General features: G+C 61.6%; 10 protein-coding genes. 3 read left to right on the forward strand and 7 right to left on the reverse strand.

What is annotated here, in order from left to right; all coding sequences use genetic code 11:
* Positions 1-335: 335 nt before the first annotated feature.
* From NUW87_RS08120 to NUW87_RS08130, 3 genes are all read right to left on the reverse strand, one after another.
* Positions 336-980: a hypothetical protein gene (locus NUW87_RS08120; protein ID WP_269027995.1), complete on the reverse strand. Its 645-nt coding sequence runs from the start codon at positions 978-980 to the stop codon at positions 336-338.
* A gap of 589 nt (positions 981-1,569) precedes the next feature.
* Positions 1,570-1,794, reverse strand: coding sequence for a helix-turn-helix transcriptional regulator (locus NUW87_RS08125; protein WP_269027996.1), 225 nt, complete (start codon positions 1,792-1,794; stop codon positions 1,570-1,572).
* Between the two features lie 223 nt (positions 1,795-2,017).
* Complete coding sequence (locus tag NUW87_RS08130) at positions 2,018-2,404, reverse strand: hypothetical protein (protein WP_269027997.1); 387 nt, start codon at positions 2,402-2,404, stop codon at positions 2,018-2,020.
* Between the two features lie 191 nt (positions 2,405-2,595).
* Here NUW87_RS08130 and NUW87_RS08135 point away from each other — a divergent pair, with 191 nt between their 5' ends.
* Complete coding sequence (locus NUW87_RS08135) at positions 2,596-3,561, forward strand: GIY-YIG nuclease family protein (protein WP_269027998.1); 966 nt, start codon at positions 2,596-2,598, stop codon at positions 3,559-3,561.
* On the opposite strand, the gene NUW87_RS08140 is transcribed toward NUW87_RS08135, so the two are convergent.
* From NUW87_RS08140 to NUW87_RS08150, 3 genes are read right to left on the reverse strand one after another with little or no spacing between them, the layout of a single operon-like run.
* Positions 3,558-5,894 carry a 3'-5' exonuclease gene (locus NUW87_RS08140; protein ID WP_269027999.1) on the reverse strand — a complete coding sequence of 779 codons (2,337 nt, stop codon included), beginning with the start codon at positions 5,892-5,894 and terminating at the stop codon, positions 3,558-3,560. The two genes, NUW87_RS08135 and NUW87_RS08140, sit on opposite strands and share 4 nt — an antisense overlap.
* Positions 5,895-5,900: 6 nt before the next feature.
* Positions 5,901-12,227, reverse strand: coding sequence for a DEAD/DEAH box helicase (locus tag NUW87_RS08145; RefSeq protein WP_269028000.1), 6,327 nt, complete (start codon positions 12,225-12,227; stop codon positions 5,901-5,903).
* A gap of 47 nt (positions 12,228-12,274) precedes the next feature.
* On the reverse strand, positions 12,275-13,960 hold the full coding sequence (locus NUW87_RS08150; protein WP_269028001.1) for a DUF262 domain-containing protein: 1,686 nt from the start codon (positions 13,958-13,960) through the stop codon (positions 12,275-12,277).
* A 227-nt stretch (positions 13,961-14,187) separates the two neighbouring features.
* Between NUW87_RS08150 and NUW87_RS08155 the strand changes: the two genes are divergently transcribed.
* Positions 14,188-14,667 carry a hypothetical protein gene (locus NUW87_RS08155; protein ID WP_269028002.1) on the forward strand — a complete coding sequence of 160 codons (480 nt, stop codon included), beginning with the start codon at positions 14,188-14,190 and terminating at the stop codon, positions 14,665-14,667.
* A 223-nt stretch (positions 14,668-14,890) separates the two neighbouring features.
* Positions 14,891-15,553, forward strand: coding sequence for a hypothetical protein (locus NUW87_RS08160; RefSeq protein ID WP_269028003.1), 663 nt, complete (start codon positions 14,891-14,893; stop codon positions 15,551-15,553).
* A gap of 353 nt (positions 15,554-15,906) precedes the next feature.
* On the opposite strand, the gene NUW87_RS08165 is transcribed toward NUW87_RS08160, so the two are convergent.
* The gene (locus NUW87_RS08165; protein ID WP_269028004.1) at positions 15,907-20,460 is read right to left on the reverse strand and encodes an Eco57I restriction-modification methylase domain-containing protein; all 4,554 of its coding nucleotides are present in this window, start codon (positions 20,458-20,460) and stop codon (positions 15,907-15,909) included.
* Between the last annotated feature and the right edge of the window lie 3 nt (positions 20,461-20,463).

A 20,463-nucleotide genomic window follows, 5' to 3' on the forward strand; every position in this document is an offset into this window, starting at 1 on the left:
TTCGGTGACACCGTAGTCATTATCGGTGAAACTCCTTCTAGATCAGAGCCTCACACACAAACTTCCTGACACCCTCCCTCCGCCCGCCACGCTACCGTCCCGGCCGGAGGCCTCGGCGAACTCGTCGAGCAACGCGAGAACGTCGGGGTAGCGCTACCCACGATGGAGTTTATCCAACTGCGCGGAGGTGACGAGTCCGTCGTCTTCCAGCCTGTCCAGAGTATTTCGGGCAGTGCATACGAGGGCGTCTACCAAACTTATGCAGTTATCTTCGGTGGTTGCTCACGAACACCAAACTTATCGACGGCTAAAGCGGTGCCCGGCTCAGACCCCCCTCACGCCGGTCGCACGCGCGCCCGCCCCTGCCGGTGCGCCTGCACAACCTCCTCCACGGCATACACCATGTCCCGAAGAGCACCGTACCCAGCGAGCTTCGCCTCGAGGTCCACGATCACCTGCAGGCCATCGACCCACATCTCCATAACCACGCGCGGTTCCGCCGTCCCCGGCGCAAACAGCGGCAGCGGGAAGTACGCTGAGCCGGAGTCTTTACCGATCTCACTGCCATCTACCTCGCTGCATTTGTAGTTCAGGCCCATCTCCGCCAGGCCGTCGCCAGCCAATTCAGCGCTAGGTTCTGGGAACTCAACCTCCCGGATTTCCACCCGCATCGCGCGATCCGCTTCGCCTGCGTGGGAGAGAGGTTTCGGCAACACGCTGGAGATGGTGTCGCAAAGCGGCCCCATCATGTCCAGACGGCCGGCGTCGGCGCATTCCCGGGCGGAGATCGCTAGCCCGTAAACGCCTGCAAACCGCGGTTCCCGCGCGAGCGCCTCTCCGCTGATCTCCACCATCAACCTGGCCGCCGAACCCGCTGATTCGACGGTTGTCGCTTGCCGCATCAGCAGCAGCGGCAAGCCAGCCATCAAGACGATGCCTGCGAGGTTCTCAGCCACCTCACCTACTTCCGGCTGCTTCATACTGACCCGCCGACACTTTCTGGCTGCCCGATTCAGTCCGGCAACAACCGCTTGCCCAAGCTCCCGCCCGGAAGCGTCAATCTCACCGAAACGGTTCGCAACAATTACCCGGCCCCCAACGTGCGTTCCTGCCGCCTTGGCCCCAATTTTCCAAGTTTTCATCCCCATGCCCGGCAGCCTACGTCGCACCCCGCGCGAGCACAGCCCCTCACGTGCTCATTTCAGTGGACATCCGCCTATCGACGCACCAAAGGTTTCCCCCAGAAACAATTGGTGCGCACCCAATTGTCCGCAATGCGGAGTTGTTAGAGCCAGTCTGCGCCCTTGTCATCGAGATCGACCAATGGCGGCCCACCGCAGTCGTACCAGACCGCCCCAGCGCCTGACGAAGGTCGCTCTTTACAGCCGCCACCTTGGCTGCCTCGAGAATGTTCGAGGAGAGATTGATGGAGGTGCTGATGCCGAAGAGACCATTAGGCGTCAACGCTTCAGGCAATATCTCCATGTCCGGCAGTTTCAAAACTTGGCGGCCCCAAACAGTTGGTGCGCACCCACTTGTCCGCAATGTGGAGTCCGCAAGGGGCGACGCTCAAAATCGCCCCAGCTCGTCAGCTCTATGCACGACGGGTTCAATGTCGTACCCGAGCACGGCAAGAACGTCGATCACCTTGCCAATCTCGGCCGTCGGCTTACCGTGCTCCAGCTCCCGAAGGAACCGGTCCGACACGTCGGCAAGCTCGGCGACCTCCAGTTGGGTCAGCCTCCGCTCCTTACGCTGGGCGCGCACAAAGCTGCCGAGTGCCTCTATGTCCACGTGTCTTGTCTCCTCGCTGACCGTATGCTGTTACGGAACGTTCGCACCGAATCTGTTCCTATAGGCCGTGAGGTTAGCGCAAAACAGCGCATTTCGGTGTGTTCGCTCCGACTTGGAGGCACGCGCCCTCAATTTCAGATCGGCACGTTCGTTCCGCCGAGGACAAGCTGGCAGGGTGGTCTCGGCCGCATACATGCAGCGATCTGCCTATCTACGCACCGGCTTAGCCCAGGGGCGCGTAGCCAAAGTCACTGCGCTGCACCTGACTGCGGGCATTCGGGTCGAAGGTTGCGCACAGGGCTGCCGCCACGTAGCGCACACCGCCTGCCGGCGAAGAGGAGCCGACGCGCTCGGCGCAGGTCTCCAGGGCTGGCAGGCCGATACTCTCCCCGGGCGAAGTCATGGAGAAGAAGGACGCGGCCATCATGGTGTTGCCATCGGCGCGCACGTATTCCGAAGAGCCCTTAATAGCTTGCCAAGCAATCGCCCCGACGGGATCGGTGCGGAACTGGTCCCGCTCAGTTGGGGTCAGCTCGGCTTTAGCAGCAGGCGCGGACAGTGTTGTGATGAGTAGTGCTGCTGTTGCAGCAAGGAGAGGAAGCCTTTTCATAGGAACACTCTATCTCCCGCGCCACAGTTTTTCTCGGCATTGCCGACCCCGGCTTAACTGATGGCGCTGCGCAACTGTCGAATCTCGGCAGGCCCCACACGGCGCAATGCGGAGTCCGCAAGGGTTGACACATCGGCAGCCTCCGACACCTCAAGCTGAGGCAGCTTGAGTTTCGGATTACGCTCAACCGCATGGGTTCTCCGAAAACGCTGCAGCTTTTCATGATGGACGGCACCGCTGACGGGCCGATCAAGGCCTCGATTAGAAACTGGGTCGGCCGGGTCTATTCAATCCCGCGCACCGAGCTCAATTCTGACGAACTCCGAGGGCGTCCGGAGCTGAACCACCCCGCGGTGTATTTCCTTGTTGGCACGAACCCGGAGACGGACAAGCCGCGCATCTACATCGGCCAAACCGCGCCCCGCCAGAACGGCGTCGCATTTGCAAGGGCCGCCGAGCATTCACGCAGCGCGGACAAAGACTTTTTCAACCGCATCATCTACGTGGTTGTGGTTGACGATTCCTGGGGCGCCACCGAGATCACCTTCCTGGAAAACGCGTTCCACCAGCGCGCCATTAGGGCGGACCGTTACGAGGTCGCCAACGGCAACACCCCGTCCGCTGGCAGTGTCAGCGAGGAGACCCAAGCGGAGCTGGACGAGTTCATCGAGAACACCAACCTCATCATCAGCGCTCTGGGCGTTTCCGCTTTCCAGCCGAAGGCAACTTCGTCGAAGACCCGCGCCTCGACCAACACGGCTGCAGACCCGGCGCGCCCGAGCGATGATGAGGAACCGGTCTTCGAGCTCACCGTTCTCAGCCAGGGTGTTCAGGGCCTGGGCCAGCGCACCACTTCCGGTTTCCTCGTCCTCGAGGGATCCACGTTGCGCCCGGAGCTGCGCCCCAGCGCCCCGCGAGGGGTCCACGCCACCCGGGAGCGCTACGCGGACCAGATCCAAGACAACACGCTGACCTCAGACTTGGAGTTCACCAGCCCGTCCGCCGCAGCGGCGTTTCTGGTGGGCGGTTCAGCAAATGGCAGAACGATGTGGCACCTGCAGGATGAACCAACTACCACGTTGGCGGCTTGGGAAGACCGCGAGGGTGACGAAGCCGACCAGCAGGCAGCGCTGCCCGAGCCGCCCGAAACCCCTTAGCCCTCTGGCAGCAGCTCCGAGCGCTCGCCAACCGTCGTGATCACCAGCGCGTCGCGGGCGCGCGAGGCCGCCACGTACAGCAGTGAGCGCTCGCGCTGCAGAGCTGCGCGGGCGTCCTCCTCGGACAGGTTCTTCAGGCGGAAGCGCAGCGGCATGATCTCCTTGCCCACGCCCATGAGGATCACGTGGGTGAACTCCATGCCCTTGGCGCCGTGCATGGTCATCACACTGACCTGCTCGTGGGAGGCCAGTTCCGCGTTTTTGGTCTGTACGGCATCGATGCCGTGGTCTGCAAGTCCGGCCACCACGCGGGAGAGCTGCCCTCGGGTGCGGCACATCACGCCGACGCGGACCTCCTTATGCGTGCCCTCCTCGGCCGCACGCTCGGCTTCCTCCAGCCACACGTTGATCAAGCCAGCGGCTACGGCGAATTCTTCGTCCTCGGACGCCGCGGTCACGATCATCGGCGCTGGGCCGGACCTCGCGGAGCGGTATTGCCCGACGGAATCCTTATCACCCTCGGCGTCCAGGAACTCCATGTCGCCGCCGACCAGGATCCGCAGCGCGTAATCCAGGTTTTCCTTGGTGGTGCGGTAGTTCAGCGTCAGGCGCTGAGATGCTCCCCCGCGGGTGGAGATGCCGAAGTGCGACAGAGTCAGCGGATGGCCGTAGATGCGCTGGTGGGAGTCCTCGGCCAAGAATACGTCGTTAGGCCCATGCGCCACACACGCGCGCAAAAACCGCCAGTGCCCCGCGTTGAAGTCTTGGGCCTCGTCGACCACGACGTGGTCGAACAGCGACCCGCCGCCGCGCTCGTAGCGCACGTTCAAAATCTCTGCACCCACAGCGGACATGGTGGGCCAGAACAGCTGGCCGTCGATGGCCTGGGTCTGCATCAGCGACTCCAGCACGGCCCACACCTGCTTGCGCTGCTTGCGGTTCAGGGGCGTGCCGCGGCCGGTGCGGGCGACCTTCAGGTACTCCGCCAAAGACACAATCCCGTTGGCCAACACCACGGTCTCGTACTCGGCCTTCAGGAACGCCTCGTTAGCAATCTCGCGCGGTAGCTCCTCCGAGGCGGACTCCACCGCGCCCTCCCACACCTGGCGCGCTGCCATGTCGGTGTACGGGCGCACGCGCGGGGCGGTGACGCCGAGCACGCGCCGGGTGGCCTCTTCCGTCTCCTCCACAGAGCCGAGGGAGACCACCTTGCGCACCACGGCATCGATGTTGTCCACCCACACGCCGTCCTCGCCGGGCTCGCCGGCCTCCGGGTAGGAGGGATTCAACGCGTTGAGCTGGGACTTCAACCCCTGCGCCAGACCCTTGGTAAACGTGGTCAGCAGCACGCGCGGGCCGGCTCCCGCAATATGTCCCGCAGCCAGGTTGTTCGCGCGGTGCACCGCCACCACCGTCTTGCCGGTACCCGCGCCGCCGAACACGCGCGCGGACCCGGAGTAGGAGTTCTCCGCCATACGGCGCTGTTCCGGGTGGATGTACACGCGCCATTGGTCGAAATTGCCGGACTCGATCACGCTGCGCAGAGACTCGGTCTCCACGTCGTCCACGTACGCGAACTCCAGCTCCGCAGCCGCCTGCCGCAGGCCCGCCAGCAGGCGCGCATCCTCGGACTCGGCAGCCTCCGCAGCCGAGACCTTGCGCAGCCCCAGCGACTCGCGCGTTTCCTCCACCGAGTACCCCGCCACCAGCGCGAGCACCGCTTCGTGCTCCCACTTCGGCCGGGGCGCAAGCAGCGCGTCCAGCCCGTCCTCGGACTCGAGTGCGAGCACCTGCTCAGTCAGCGCGGGATCAATGCCCAGCTCGTCCCACAGCATCGAAGGCGTGAGCCCTTCCAGCGCCTCACGGGGCGCGGGCGATGGCTTATCCGCGAGCTCCGCAACGACCCCCTGCTGCGCCGCCAGTTCACGCGCGGCCTGGGCTGCAGCTTCCGCCTTCGCCTGCGAGTCCTCGACAGACTGAACACTCTCAACCGCGTCTTCCTTGATCAACGTCGTAATACCGTTGATCGGGTTCACGTCCAGACGTAGTCGCGCGGGGTCCAACCGCTCGGCCTTGAGGTTGCCTTCGTCGTGCGAGTCCACGTCCACAAGCACGAAGTGGTGCGTGTCTTGGTCGCGGATTTCAAAGAGCACCGCCCGGAACTGGTCGTTGATGCGGCCGGTGCGCACGCGCTTGTCCACGGCGTTCGTGAGCGTCTTTATCTTCAGCGACGGGTTCGTCGGGTCCGCAGACAGCTTCTGCAGGAAGTTCATCGTCGGCTTCATCAGCGCGCCGTCAAGGTCCAACCCGCTGTACAGGCTAAACGTCACCATGGTGTCTTACTCCTTACCCAGCAGCGCCGCCGGGATCGTCTCTGGCGAGAGTGTATCGGGGTACAGCAGCGTCCAACCTTGCTCGCGAAGCTTGGCTTCGGCACCCGCGTAGGAGGCGTCCTGCTCGATCAGCAGCGCGATGCGCAGCTCGGTCCAGGACACGGCGGTGGGGATGGAGCCGATTTCCTCGCCGATCTCCTCGGTCGGCACCGCGCCCGCGCCCACGAGGGTGCGCAGCGCGGCGGCCACGTCGGCTTCGTCCTCGAACTCCTCGATCGCCTCGGCCCACAGCCCACTCACCGCGGTCTCGACAGCACTTTGCTTATCGACGACCTCCGGTTGCCCAACCATTTCCCCATCACCGACCGCAACTGTGACGGCGTTGTTGGCCAACCACATGATGTTGGCGAAGCGCAGGAAGTCACGCCAGTTGTCGGTGGTGATGGAGCCGGGTTCGGTGGCGTCGACGTGCAGGCGGCGCAGAGCCACCGCACCATCCGCCAGGGTTCCGTCGAAATGGACCTCGCTGCGGAAGGTCAGGCGCGCACCACCCGGGATGCGTGAGGGGCGAAGCGACCCGCTCAGCATCCGCAGCAACGCCTCGTCCATGAGCGCGTACGAGGCCCTGTTCGGCCCGGCCAAGTAGGTCAGCAGCTGGGTGATGGGGGAGGCCTTGAGGAAAGCAATCTCGTTGTTGCCGATGCCCTCCATGTCACGCGCGCGCTCCTCGGCCTCCTCGCTCACCCACGTCGGTGCTGCGGCACCGACCTTCACCTCCTGCGCGAACCAGTCCAGGCCGGCATCGGTGACGTTCCACGGCAGGATCTGCTTATCGGTGTGGTGCAGGCTGTTGCGCTTTTGGATGTCCGAGGGGAAGCGGTAGTGCTGCGGGCTGACGTGGAACGCGGCGCCGTCGGTGTACACGGCCACCGGGCGCACCAGGGGGTTACGGCGGTGCTGGAAGAGGAAGTCCGGGCGGGTGTAGCCGTAGTCGTGCTGTTCGCGCATGGACCACTCCTCACCGGACGAGAACGTGATGTGCCACTCCACACCGCCGGCATTGGCGATGTCCTTGACGGTGGCGTGGCGCGCCTCCAGGGCCTCGCGCAGCATCTCGCGGAAGCGCACCTCCAGGTTGGAGGATTGATCCAGCTGCGGCGCCTCCGTCTGCGGCTCCCACGTCACCTGCAGGGGATCGGTCTCTGCCGAGGGGTGGTCCTGGTTAGTCAGAATCGCACGCAGCGCGCGTTCCGCGGCGGCGCGGGAGGTGACGTCGATCTGCTGCCAGCGGGTGTACGGCAACAGGCAGTCGGGGCAGGCGAGGCGCTCGTCGTCCTGGCAGGCGCACTCCGCGACCTTCGTAAACGCCTTTTCCAACAGCCGGCGAACGTCTTCGGGCGAGGCGAACTGGGAGAGATACCCGGTGCCGCCGGGGACGTTGTCGTGCATGAGCAGCGCCTCGACGGTGCCGCCGCGGTCATCCGGCACGCGGACGGTAACCACACCCAGGTGGTCCGGGTCGCCACCCAAAACCTCCTTGAAGCCCAGTTTGATCGCGGCGGTCAGGCTCGGGATGGTCGCCTTGTCGCCCGCGGTGAGCATCACCGGGACGTGCAGCAGCACGCCCTGGGTCTGCAGGGTGCGAGACAGCGCGACGGTGACGGACTCCTCCTCGCGGGCGTTGCGCTTCGGGCACCAGGGGCGGTGGTCCCACTTGGAGTTCGTGCCTTTCTGTGAGTCCAGGTGTCCGCAGTAGTTGCAGACGGTGAACATGGGCGCATCGATCTCCGCGTTGGCGAAGATGCGCTTCATTGCGGGTCCGCGGCCCAGGTTGAACCAGCTTAAGTTCACGTACCGCAGGTACTCCGCGCCGAAGCCTTGGGAGAGGAACCATTTGCCGCCATGGCCGCCTTCGGGAACGGAGAAGCACAGGGCGGTGTGGTAGTTCAGTTCGCGGCGGTCGTCGCGTGAGTCGTCGATAAGCGCATTGCCCCGATCAACCTCCGCCGACACGCGGCGCATGCGCACCGTATCCAGCACCTGGCCGTTGTCGGCGAAGGTGTCCGCACCGCAGGAGGGGCACGCCCCGGCTGCGGCCCCTTCGCGCACGGGCTCGGCGTAGGAGCACTCGGGGCACAAGCGCCACCGCTCGATGTCCGCACCGTTGAAGCCGACCTCGACCGCGTCCACGGTGGCGGCGATGCCGCGGGCGTAGAAGGTGTTGCCCGGCGCAAGCTCGTGAAGCGCGGAGGACACACCGCGGGAGAGCTCGAAGGAGTCCGGGTCGATCTGCATGGTGGTCGGGTTGAGCTGGGAGAGCACCACGGACAGCTCCACCGCATCATCCAACAGCGTGAAGTTGGGCAGCAGCCCGTAGCGCTCCATGGAGCTGATCCAGTGTTCGCCGAGCAGGATGTCGTTGAGGTCCTTGGCGGTGCGGTGGTACGCCGCCTTCGTGCTGCGCTTGTCTCGCTCAAGCTCCGCATCGGCGTTTTCGGTGCCCGCGTTCGGGTCCACCTTGGCATCCAGCGCACTCAGCTGGTCTTGGAGGGTGCTCAGCCGCGTGGTGAACGCCTTGACCTCGCCGTCCCAGAGTCTGCGGGTGCGCTCCATCTCGCCCGTGAGCGAATCGGGGCCCTGCCCGCACGCCCACGCGCGCACCCCGTACACGGTGGCCGCGTCCACGGACCCTGCCACCGTGGCCAAAAACGCGTCCACGCGGTCCTCCACGCCGGCCGCGATGTCCTCGCCGAGCACCTCCACGAGCGAGACCTTGCGGGTGCTGAACACGTCGCGCGAATGCTTCACATCCAGCCCGTTGTTGCGGAACGACAGTGTGTCCACCAAGTACGCCGTGGTCTGCCGGCGCAGAATCTCGGTGGCGGAAAGGAACGCCGCCGGCGGCACCACGGTGCCCGCGATGACGGACAGCGGCTGGTTCAGCTTCGGCAGCATGCTCCCGCGGCCCTGCACGAAGGCGAGCACCAGCGAGTTGCCGGTGAGACGCCCGGCGCGACCCACACGCTGCACGTACGAGGACACGGTGGTGGGCAGCGAGGCGAGCATGACCGTGGACAGGTCGCCGATGTCGATGCCCATCTCCAGCGTCGGCGTTGCCACCAGCACGTTCGGCGCGTTCGGTGCCTCAGCGCCGCCGCGGAACGCCCGCTCGAGCGCGAGGCGTTCCTCCTTCGGGATCAACCCGGTGTGCTCGCGCGCCACCACCGCGCGCGGGTTGGTGGAGGTGTACAGCTGCGAGTAGTAGTTCGCCTCAATCGGCTCCTCTTCGAGCTCGCCGGGGCAGCCGGGCGTGGGGCACGGCAGGCCCTGAAGCAGCGAGCGCAGTTGCCTATCGACGCCTAACGGCGCATGACACACCCCACACTGCAACATCGCCGGCTCACCTTCACCAGCTACCACCACCTGCTGCGAGGTGATGGCGTACATCGTGCCGCCGGTGTCCGTGGACACGGCCATGAGCACCTCGCGCCGGGCAAGCTCGCGGAACACGTTGGTGAGCACCGTCGCCGCGTCGTGGGTGCCGATCCCCAGCACCTTGGAGGTCCACCGCGCGTAGCGCCCGCGCGGGCTACCCAGCGGGGTCACCCCGCGGTCCTTGTCATCTACCGCCGGCCCGGAGCGCGGGAACTCCGGCGCGCCGCCCTTGGCAAACCGGCGCATACCGCGCGCCTTGGCGTAGCGGTTGTGCAGGCGCCACGTGTTGCCGTCGTCCTGCAGGTAGGACTTGAACATTGGCGTGTACACGCCGCCGCGTGCGCGCACCTGCTCCAACAGCCCGCGCATCCAGCGCAGCCGCACCTGCGGGTCGGTGGCGTCCACCACCTCGAACAGGCCGCTATCGATGCTGCGCAGCGCCTCTTCCGCCGCCTCGAGCAGCACCGCGTCATCCACATCCACCCGCGGTGTGAGCGCACCCGTTGACACGAGGGAACGCGGCAGGTCCGCCTGCTGGCCGAACTCGAGTGCCGCGTCCAACTCAAGGCGCTCCAGCACCGCCGCGGTGGCCGCGCGCCGGGACGCGTCGTCCGCGTCCTTCTCCCAGAACGCGCGGAACGTGGGCGTCTCCGCGATCTCCTGGGGCAGCAGCTCAAACCGCGCGCGCAACGGGTCCTCAGCGGCGTCTGCGCGCTCGAGGATCCGCAGCGGCAACTGCGCCACGGAGACCTCACCTTGTACTCCATTGTCGGAGCTCGCGACAACACTGCGCATCAACGCGCGAATGCCAAACGCGCGCGCCCTGGCCTGCACAAACCCCGCGCGGTGCGCCGCGTCCTGCACCGAGTCCGCGAACACGAGGGTCTTCTTCTCCTCCTGCTCCAGCTGCGGCATACCGAACAGGTTGGACAGCCCCACCGACAGCAGCGTGGCCACACGCGAACCGATGTAGCGGATGGTGTCCGTCTCCCCGCACGACGGGCACACCTGCTCGCGGGCGTACTCGCCTGCGTCGAGACCGAAGTAGGTGATCACGGGCACCGACAGGCCCTCCGCCCGCTCCCGCTCATCCGGCTCACTCGCGGACAGCGTGCGGGTCTGCGTGTGGAACCACATCAGAGCCCGCTTGCCCTCGTCGTCGCCGAACTCCTTCATCTCCTTGCCGTCTTTGAGCGCCCGGCGGTACTCATTGGTGGCATCGATGAGGGGGCGAACAAGCTCAGGCTTATCGACGCTCGCCTTTCGGATCTCCCCGCCACCCAGCACCACCGCGTCCGTGCCGGGCTCCAACGCCGTCATCCACCCGGCGCGCCCGCACTCGCGGCAGTAGATCGCTGGCAGCCACACCGCAGCGTCGTCCCCGCCGAGTTGGCCGTCATCCGCGAAGCGAAACACCTCGCCGTCCTCAGTCGGCGTCACCGTGCGCTCGATGCGGGAGACCTCACGCAGCCACAGGTGCGTTTCCACACCCGGCAGTCGCTTTCCGCCGAAGCCGTACTTCTCGCCCGCCAGCGCTCGCACGTGCGCGACCGCGGTGAGCAGGTGGGTGACAAACTCCCGTGCCGGGCCCTCCTTGAGGCTGCGCACCACAATCTCGCCGAGCACCGCCGCCGGCACCGTCGTTTCCTTCTCGCCCTCGCGCTGGATAAGGGGAGCTGCGTTTTTCGCCGCCTCCAGCAACGCGCGGGTCAGCGGGTGCACCGCGTACGCCGCGATAATCTCTTCCAGCGCCTCGCCGGCGTCCCACAGCTGCGTACGAAAGACCTCAAGCACCACGTCCGCGTAGTCGCGGCCCGAGGCATCGTCCGCAATCATGCTGTTGATCTGCTTGATCCGGTCGATGTCCGGCAGCGGAGTAGGGGAGTGACTCCCGAATGTCTCCGCGATCTCGTCGACCCACTGCTCGTACGTCAGCGTACGTTCGCCAACCAGCGCGTCCGCGCTGAACTGCTCCCCGAAAATCGTGCCAGCGAAGTCCAGCACCTTCTGCGTGTCATCCTTGCCGCCCAGCGTTGCCGATGTCGCCACCGGCGTGACTCGACCCAGCGGATTGGATGCGTACTCACCGAGGAGCCCCTCCGGCTGGTGGGCTTTCAGCATCAGCCCCAACCGACGAAGCAGCAGTGCCACGTCCGTGCCCTGCGCACCGTCGTAGGTGTGGAACTCATCCAACACCAGGTACTGCAGCGACGTTGCGGAGCGCTTCCAGATCTCCCGATCCTCTTCGCGCAACAGCAGCTGGTCCAGCATCTTGTAGTTGGTGAGCAAGATGTCTGGCGGATCCGCGCGCATCTGGTCACGGTCAGTGATCAGCGAATCCCGCGTAACTTTGCGGACGCTGCCTGTCGACTCACCCGTGTAAATACCCGCCGTCACCCCAGCCAGCGCCGGCTCGCTGGTAAGCAGCTTGGCCAGGCGGTCCGCCTGATCATTCGCCAGCGCGTTCATGGGGTACAGCAGCAGCGCCTTGGTACCGCGTTGTCCCTCCGCTCGCGCCCGCGCCGTGTGATCCAGCACCGGGTAGAGAAACGACTCCGTCTTACCCGAGCCAGTACCCGTGATCACCAACGTCGGCTCCGGGCGCCGCGCCCCCTGCTCATCCCTGCTGCGCAAACGCCGGAACGCTTCCGCCTGGTGGTGGTACGGGGTGAACCATTCCGGCGTCCAATCCAGAATCCCGTCCCACCCGATAGCACGCGCGTACGGCAACCGCGTGCGCACATACGGGCCGTGGAACATACCCCGCTCCGTGTCCTCCAAAAACGCCTTCAGCGCGTTAGACGTCTCCGGGTTCGCAAGCGAAAACGCGGTGGCCAAATACTCGGAGACGCCCCCAAGGACGTGGTCCGATGCATGGACGGGGATGAGGGTAGACACGCTATGAGTCTAATTCCTTCCCCTTCTTCCGCTTGGTGGTTAGTCACCTAAAGTGGCCACGCTTTCATTGCTAGATCCAGAATAAGGTGTTCTCGATCCTCAATTTCCTTATCGCCAAACTCGTCTAAAGCGGAAAGCTCGTTTGTTAGAAGGAACTCAGAGTCTGCAAGTTTCGGTCCTTTCTCCGGATATTCCAGATCGCCGATGCTGTTATTCACAGACCGTTCGAGCAGTGCCAAATTAGGCAGTGAATGTTGCCGCTCTTTAACGAGAGAGTTTTTGCCGTCTGCGCCTACGACCACATTCTTAGAACGCGGGACGATGTGGTCCACGCTTACCGATTTCGCGTCCCAGGAAGTCGCCGCTTCGACCGATAGTTCCTTCTCTTTCCGGTACTGCTTTTCAACCATCGCTAATAGGTATTTAGCCCGCGACATGTTGCCATCGGAAACTGCCAACAATCCGGCTTTGAATTGAGAATCGTTGGGCAGGAATTCCTTCTGAAGCATCCGCTGCCGAACATCCTCAACGGTTTTAAGCTGTTTGCTGCTGATTCCGTGGGCAAGCTCCCCGTAAACTCGTTCCGCAGTTCCTCCGCCCATTACTCCTGTGAGAATAGCGCGAATGGACCACCCAGTACCTACGTGAATCAGCTCACAGAAGTCTTTTGGCCGCCAAAGTCGCATCGCGGCCAAATACATGGCGTTAGGTACTTCAATTTGAAAACGTCGGTTCGCAATCAAATCGTCTTTGATATCAGTTGCAATCGACGACCAGAAGTCAGAGTCTGGGGAACTTAATGCTGCATAGCTCGCTTTAGCTAGATTGAGTTCCCTCAAGTAAGCGAGTGTCTCTCTCGACCCTCGACCTACTTTTTCCTGCAGTTCATAGTAAAGGTCCTTTTTCTTTACCGTTCCCCAACGAGAAGTGAAATCCGCCCTAATAAAGGAAACGAGTTTTTCGGAATCATCAAAAAAGCTTGAGATTTCTGTCCAATGCTTCAACGCTTCATCGACGCCATGACTTCCAGCAGTGCTGAGGAAAAAATTCTTTAATAAATCCGCGATAGTAAGATCTGCTCCGCGGTCGTTGAGTGTCTCGAAGATGACGTACGCCTCAGACAAGCCCGACGCTACTGCGAGGAGGACTTGAGCTTCCTCGTTCAGGTATCGGGACAGCTCGACCAGGCGCGTGTAGCCACTCTCTTCGGCAAGACCAGCCACCTTCTTTTCAAGTAACTCGTAAGCATCCAGAACCGCGACCGAGGGATGTTTTCCTGTTAGCTCTGATCGGATTTCATCAACGCTATAGCTGTTAATAATTTTGTCGTATATGAAGTGGTCATCTGGCCCGAGAAGCAGTTTGGGAACAGTTTCTTCTTCTAGGAGATCGTAATCAGCGATATAGTCCGAAAAGATCTTGCTGCCGGCTTTGTCTTTGCCTTGCCGGATGAGTTCCGCGCTAATCGCATACATTGTCAGGGCAGTCGTGACCATGCGCTGCTGGCCATCGACAACTGATTTACGGCCCGCGTCATCTTCGATCTCTGCGAGCACAACTGTCCCAAGAAAGTATGAGCGGCCGTTTTCAAAGGCGCGCATGATGTCATTCCAGTAGTCTCTGACGTTGTCTTCATCCCATGCGTACGCACGCTGGAAATTCGGAATCCTGAGTTTATTATCGTGCAGTAGATGCGCAAGGGTATCGTGGTTAAATTCGGTCGTTCTAGCCATTTTCTCTCCAGCCCCAAGGTTCCTAAGATCGAACTTCTAAACAATTTCTGTGGACAGCCTGATACTACCGTCTGCCTGGCGTAAGTGGACGCCCAACATCGTGAACCGCGTAACATCAGCGATTGGAGCCAAATTTTTCGCGAAGGTAGAAAGTATTCGTGGCGTTTCTCTGTCGATTACCTTCGACGAAAAAGTCCGCTACATTCTGCGTTAATCATCTGTGGAGGATGTCTACAGTGCATGTCGAACATTGGGCGTTGGCTATCTCTTTTATCGCGCTAATATTCTCTGGGGCTTCTGTTGGCTGGTCGATATATTCTTGGCGAAACAGTGGTGCCCGACTCAAGCTCTCCGTAGCGCCTTCAGTCACCGCTGGACCGTTAGGAACGTTTCCCTGTGTCGGTATAACCATTGACAACGCTGGAAGACTCCAAACAACTGTTAACCAGCTTTATTTCGTATTACCAGATAGACGGCAATTGGTTTTTTGGCGCGAAGCCTTCGTCGTGAACCGCCCGCCGAAAGAAATACCACCAGGCAGCTCAGAAACATTCTTGATATCCGCACGCGATTTCTCGGAGCTTTTTGAGAAAGAGGCGGCTGGCGCTGAACGATTAACCCTTGAAGTCTCAACGGGTCACGGTCGCTTTAAACACAAAATCTCAGAAGCCGCCTTAAAGACACTCGTAAAGCTAGGTAAAGGATAAACATAGGAATCCACCCGGTCAGGTCCCAGTTTTGAGTTAGCTTCGTGAACAATTTCACCAGACATTCCTGTTTCACCAGACATTCCTGAAGGAGAACATTTTATCCAATACGATCGCCTCTATGTGGAGTGATGTAGTTCCCCCGATTATCGTCGCAGTCTCGTCGCTTGCGGGCGTCTATCTTGGGCGTCAAGTGACGTCCAGACACTTCATCGTCGAACTAATGGAAACTCGGCGACTCGAACTTTCAACTGCCACATCCACTTTCATTAGAGAGACAAATCGCATTCAAGGGCAACTTCATGAACATATTTACGCCTCCGAAGCGACAAACATCGAACTTCAGAAACAGGAAAAGGATCCATCTACAAAGCGCCACGCCTATCAAATAGAGGCTAACCGTATAGCCGGGTTCATAGACCGCTACTTGGGAGATCTCCGGGGCCAATCACTTGCATTGAGACTAGTAACCAAAAATAAAGAGCTGTTAGACGCTCTTGATGATTTTGATGCTGCGATTGAAGAAGCGTTTGTAGAGCTAGTGGAGGTACAAGACGCCCAGGAGGAGCAAGGAAATAAGCTTGCTGCAACCTTCCGCCAGCTAGTGCGCGAGCTCCGCGAGGTCTCGGAGGCTCAAAGCCCTCTGTCGGACAAGGAGATTGAATTCTTAACGGCCCATACGGATGAGACCTCCGCACAGTTGGACAAGTCTTTGGCTGCATGGCGTTCCAACCTTGTTCATACAGCCATCAATTTCCGGGTGAATCAGGAATTCAAAACTGTACTCGAGGCTGGTAAGCACGCCGTTGAAGAAATTGAGACCGAATACTCACAATCTCTTAAAAAGAAGTGGGGGCCTTTTTCAAAATCTCGACAAAAGGAATGACCACCACGCACCATCCCTCTCCAATCTTGCATATCCGCCTACCGCTACACCTGCCTAATCTGTTGCAATCTTGTATCTGGCAGCAGCGTCGTAGCTACCAGATAGTCACAGCGGCGCTACCATTACATTCTTCGAATCGGCCTAAACGGGTACTCCCAGACGTTCTCCACACCCGACTGCGGATGCGTTCACGTGCGATCCGACTACTCCGCACCGTTCTTCGACTTCGCGTCCGCCATTGCCATCTCCTTCGGCACCTTCCGACCATTCGCATCGAACCGATCCTCCTGGTCATAACGCCGCACCACTGGAAACTGCATCCTGTAAATCATGCATGGCTGGATGGCACGCCCTTAAGATTCGGCGAATTTTAACCACGCCTTTTCCAGGTCTGCGCTTCGATTCATCGCTCGGAATGGCAACTCAAATACGTAAGTAGTGCCTGACTGAGGATGAACCCAGGTTCTGTCGGATGAATTCAATCCGGCACCTGTCATAGATCCACTTCGCTTTAATATTTCCGTCGGCACTTGCCTGTCATTAGCATCCAGCACTATTCGGTTGTCAGCTCTCTTTTGAACGGGGAACTGCGTTTCGTAGAGCGCAACAAGATCAGAACTAGTCAGTCTCAGCTTATGGGCCATTATGGCGTCAATTTCATTCTGAGCTCGGTACCGATCGCCGGCTTTTCGAAACGGAGTGTCAGATCGCCAAAGTTCCCCAGTCATTTGGTGCCACAACGGGGCGTAAGCGTCAGTGAGGGCGTTTAGCCGCAAAAATAGCTCGCCCATGACCGTATCGAGCCTTGCGTCTTGAACAAATGGAAGCGAAAACACGGAGGAAGGGTAAAGGTTCGAATAACCTGCTGAGCGAACGATGAAATCCATCGCCATGGTGCTCAGATTCGCCGCAGCCACGATGTCTTCATAACGACGTACCGGGCCGGCGCTTTGAATCCCATTAATGTGGGCAGCATCAGGTGGCAGGATAGCCACAAATAGCGATCTCGCATTTTTGACCTGTGCCATTAACCGCCAAGAAATTCGATAGCAATCGAGAACTGGAATAGTCGAATCAGAACTGGGGTCTTTCCAACTCCCGTAACTTTCACGCGTCACGTCTGGCGAACGCACGTACTCGGAGTTCGGAACATCGTCCTGATTCAGAGCCTCGAGATCTATATCAATATATTTCGCAGCTCGGTTTTGCATCACGCACTCTTGCGCCATTGGCAGCCCGATTCGGATTTGTCGTCCCTTCACCACTACCTGATCCCAAGCGTTCGCCTCACCAGCCTCGCGATAGTCGAAGACGCCACCCCGCCTGTCAATCGATTCATCCCATCCTCGCGATGACTGGAGGCCCAGCGTAGCCAGGGAAGGAAAACCCGTATAAGCGGAAAGCAGCTCTTGAGACAACTGATTTACTGAATAGACGATACGAGTCTCAAGGGGTGTCGAGTTTTCGTCCTGCCAGAACAAATTCCAGGCTTGCAGCACTTTAAGGTTAACCGCATTGATTCTTAATCGATGAGGTGAAAGGTCCCATTCCCCGTCATCTGTCTTGAATCCGGGCTGGGGTCCACTCCCATCATGGGCGAGTGAAGCCAGTACAGTGCGAGGATGGTACAGAGACGAAGCATTTAGAAAACTAGGGCGATCTTGAATTTGCGCCGAAACGTTGACGCTAAAGGTCTGCTTGCTGTCTGGCCCCTCGAACAACGGAAGACGGTTCTCAAACTGCCAGTGGCGCCTTAAGCGCAAATATGCTTCGCGCCGTAGTGATGCGGCTTTCTTTTCAGTGAAGTGAGATTCTGGGTGAATTAGTGAGGTAATGCCCTCATCAGAAGCATTGCCCCACGTCCGCTCCATAAACCCTCGGTAGAGGTCCGGTTGCTGACCGGTGAGGTGCGGGTACCGGGTAACGTCGGTGAGAATGGCAGAAGTGGCCACCGACTCGCCGATGCCCCGGTACACAACGTCACGGGTCGCCTCGTCTTCATTCCACTGCTTCCGGCGTGACTTCTTTTCCGCTTGCGTCGGTTTGTGGGCGAGGGAGAACCACGGGTCGGCCTCGGAGTAGAGCGCGTCCAGGTCGGTGCGTGGCCGCACCCACGGCGGGTTGCCCACCTGGAGGTCGAAGCCGCCGCGGGCGAAAACGGCGGCGAAGTCGAGGTCCCAGTGGAAGAAGCCTTGATCGGCGGCGACGGACTGCACCACTTGTAGCCACGGGTGGTTCTCCAGCACGGTCTCGATCTTGCGGGCGCCGGAGAGGCCGATCTCGGTGCGCTCGAGCTCGACAAGCTCGTCCCAGTCGGTGGCGCTGGCCAGGCGAATCTGGCTGGCGTCGTGGGCTTGGGTGTCTACGCCGAGGAGGTCGGTGAGGGTAGCCAGCCATTCGTCAAGGTCGGGAAGGGAATCCACCTCGGTCAGAGGCCAGAAGGTCAGGGCGTTCCAGGCATCCATGGCGAGGCGGAGGCGGAGGTAGGCACCTTCGGCGTCGTGTAGCAGCTCCTGCTCAATCTGCTCTCGCCGCACGTTCTTCGCGGTGTGCTCGGTCTCGCGGCCCCACAGGTCGATGTCGCGGCGGATCTGCTCTTCCGCAATGCGCATCTTCGACAGCGTGATGGCCCACAGGGACTCCACGCGGGCGGCGAGGTTGGTCAGCTTCTTCGTCTGTTCCTTGGTGGGGGCCTTGCCGGTGACGGAGCGTCTCCACGCCTTCATGGCCTTGATCTCGTCGGCGGCGAGCTTCTTCAGGTCCTTCGCGTCCGCTGCAGCTCCCCAGGTGGAGGAGGGCAGGAGGAACTGGTGGATACGGCCGGCGGCGTTAATGTCCTTGGTCTCGCCGGCATCGATAGCCTCGGCCAGGTTCTCTACCGGCTCCCGGCGCGGCACGGAACTGAGCCACTCGCGCTTCTTCAGCTGCGCGGTGGAGTAGGTGGAGCGCAGCGCGCCGATCAGGGAGTTGCCGCGGCGCAGGTGCAGGCCGAACCATGGGGCCTTGAGCTGGCTGGTCATGGTGTCCAGCCAGAGGGAGATCTCGGCGAGCTCCACCGCGGTGGGGTTCAAGTCCACGCCGTAGACCTGGTGCAAAGCGATATGTGCCTTGACCTTCTGCAGCTCGACGGCACGCTGTTCCGGGTCCACCTGGGTGTCCAGCTCGTCCTCGCGCAGCTTCAGGTACAGCTCCGCGAGCTGGCGGACGGCCTCTACGGCGAAGGCGCCGGAGCCCATGGCGGGCTCGCAGATGGTCAGGCTGAGGACGTCCTCGGAGGATGCGATGCGTCCTTCTTCCTGGAGGACCTCGATGGCCTGGCCGACGGTGAACTCCGTGAGTACCTGCGGGGTGTAAAAGGACGCGGAACGTTCGCGGTCGCGGCTGGATTGTCGGAACACAAAGGAGCCCTCCGGGTGGAGGCGGCGGGTCTTGGCGGTGCCGCCTTCCTCCATCTGCTTGGTCTCCATGACAAAGCTGTCCTGTGGCACGGAGTCCGCGGCGTGGGTGGGCAGCACCCAGGAGCCCTTGGAGGCGTCGCCCTTCGGTGCGACCTCGTAGAGGTCTTCCTGGGCGATGAAGCCGTGGTAGGACATCAGGCCCTCGTAGACCTGGCCGAGTTCGGTCACGCCCAGGGTCGCGTACGAGATAAAGCCGCGGTCTTTGCCGGCGGAAACCTTCGACAGCAGCAGGTTCTGCAGGACGCGGGTCAGCGCGTCGTTGGAGAGCTTGACTTCGTCGATGAGCGAGGTGGCCTCACGCTTGAACAGGTCCGCCTCCAGGTTGCGGAAGGTCAGGCCCTCGTTCTGCGCGTCCTCGTCGGCACCGGCGACTTCCTGCGGCTCATGGCCGTCGTTGACCTGGGTGAACAGCAGCTGCAACGAGTCGTACAGGTGGGTGCCCCGGCGCGCCTTGTCGGTCACGGGCGGGTTGAGGATCTGGTCGCGGAGGCGGTCTAGACCGTAGCCCTCCACGTACTCCGGTGCGCCGGTGGGCAGGATGGCCAGCTCCGGCGAGGCTTCGGCGAAGAGGAGGAACAGGATTCGGTAGAGGTAGCGCAGGGACTGGTGCGCGAGCTCGTTGCCGTCGACTCCGTCGAGCGAGAGGTTCTGGTCGCGGCGGCGGTCGAGGACGTCGTTGCCGATGATCTCGATGGATTCGCGCACCGCGTCACGCAGGTCGCCGGAAACCTTCACGGCGTGCTGCTGGGATTCCTCGCGGGTCTCCGCCCACCAGGTGGTGCCGTCCGCGGCGCGCTCCAGGTTCTCACGCGCAAGGATCACCGCGACGCGCTCGAGCTCGCCAGCCTTCTTGGTGTCGTTGCGCTCGACCGCAAGCTGCAGGTTCACGGCGAGGTAGCGCCCGAGCGGCCAGGACTCGCGTTCGGCAACGATTGCCCACGCGCCGGCGAGCACCACGATGAACTCCGGCGGTTCGGCGGCGAGGAACAAGTCGCCGACCAGCTTGGACACCTTCGCGTTCTCGGGCTCCTTGCCCTCGGTGGCGATGCCACCGGTGACCGGGAGCGTGGTCAGGTCTTCTTCCGTGGTGTCCTCGTTCGGTTCGGCGCTGATCACCACCAGGGTGCCGGCGTTGCCCACCCAGCCCTGGTAGGTGAACTTCTCGCCTGCGCGGGTGTAGGTCTGCGCTGTGTGTGCGCCGTAGCTGAATGCCGTGCGCACCAGGGCGTCGGTAGGCGATTGCGTCGCAAAGGCTTGCTGCAGCTCTCCGCGCTCGGCTTGGAAGCGTTTGATGGGGGAGGGGGTGTTGGATTCCTCCTCCAACTGTGCCCACTCCTTGGTGCGGTTTTTCACGCGTTTGGTGAAAGATTCGCCCTTGGTCTCGTCGGTGGTGAAGTAGTGGTCGCTGATCCACTCATCGACGTTGATGATTGAGTCGTAGGTAGCCATTGA

This window comes from Corynebacterium pilbarense, assembly GCF_026930265.1.
In the GTDB taxonomy this organism is placed as follows: domain Bacteria; phylum Actinomycetota; class Actinomycetes; order Mycobacteriales; family Mycobacteriaceae; genus Corynebacterium; species Corynebacterium pilbarense.

Excerpts from the sequence above, each read along its gene's own strand:
- NUW87_RS08120 (WP_269027995.1), bottom strand. The coding sequence starts at position 980 with ATGAAGCAGCCGGAAGTAGGTGAGGTGGCTGAGAACCTCGCAGGCATC.
- NUW87_RS08130 (WP_269027997.1), bottom strand. The coding sequence starts at position 2,404 with ATGAAAAGGCTTCCTCTCCTTGCTGCAACAGCAGCACTACTCATCACA.
- NUW87_RS08135 (WP_269027998.1), top strand. The coding sequence starts at position 2,596 with ATGGGTTCTCCGAAAACGCTGCAGCTTTTCATGATGGACGGCACCGCT.
- NUW87_RS08140 (WP_269027999.1), bottom strand. The coding sequence starts at position 5,894 with ATGGTGACGTTTAGCCTGTACAGCGGGTTGGACCTTGACGGCGCGCTG.
- NUW87_RS08150 (WP_269028001.1), bottom strand. The coding sequence starts at position 13,960 with ATGGCTAGAACGACCGAATTTAACCACGATACCCTTGCGCATCTACTG.
- NUW87_RS08155 (WP_269028002.1), top strand. The coding sequence starts at position 14,188 with ATGTCTACAGTGCATGTCGAACATTGGGCGTTGGCTATCTCTTTTATC.
- NUW87_RS08160 (WP_269028003.1), top strand. The coding sequence starts at position 14,891 with ATGGAAACTCGGCGACTCGAACTTTCAACTGCCACATCCACTTTCATT.
- NUW87_RS08165 (WP_269028004.1), bottom strand. The coding sequence starts at position 20,460 with ATGGCTACCTACGACTCAATCATCAACGTCGATGAGTGGATCAGCGAC.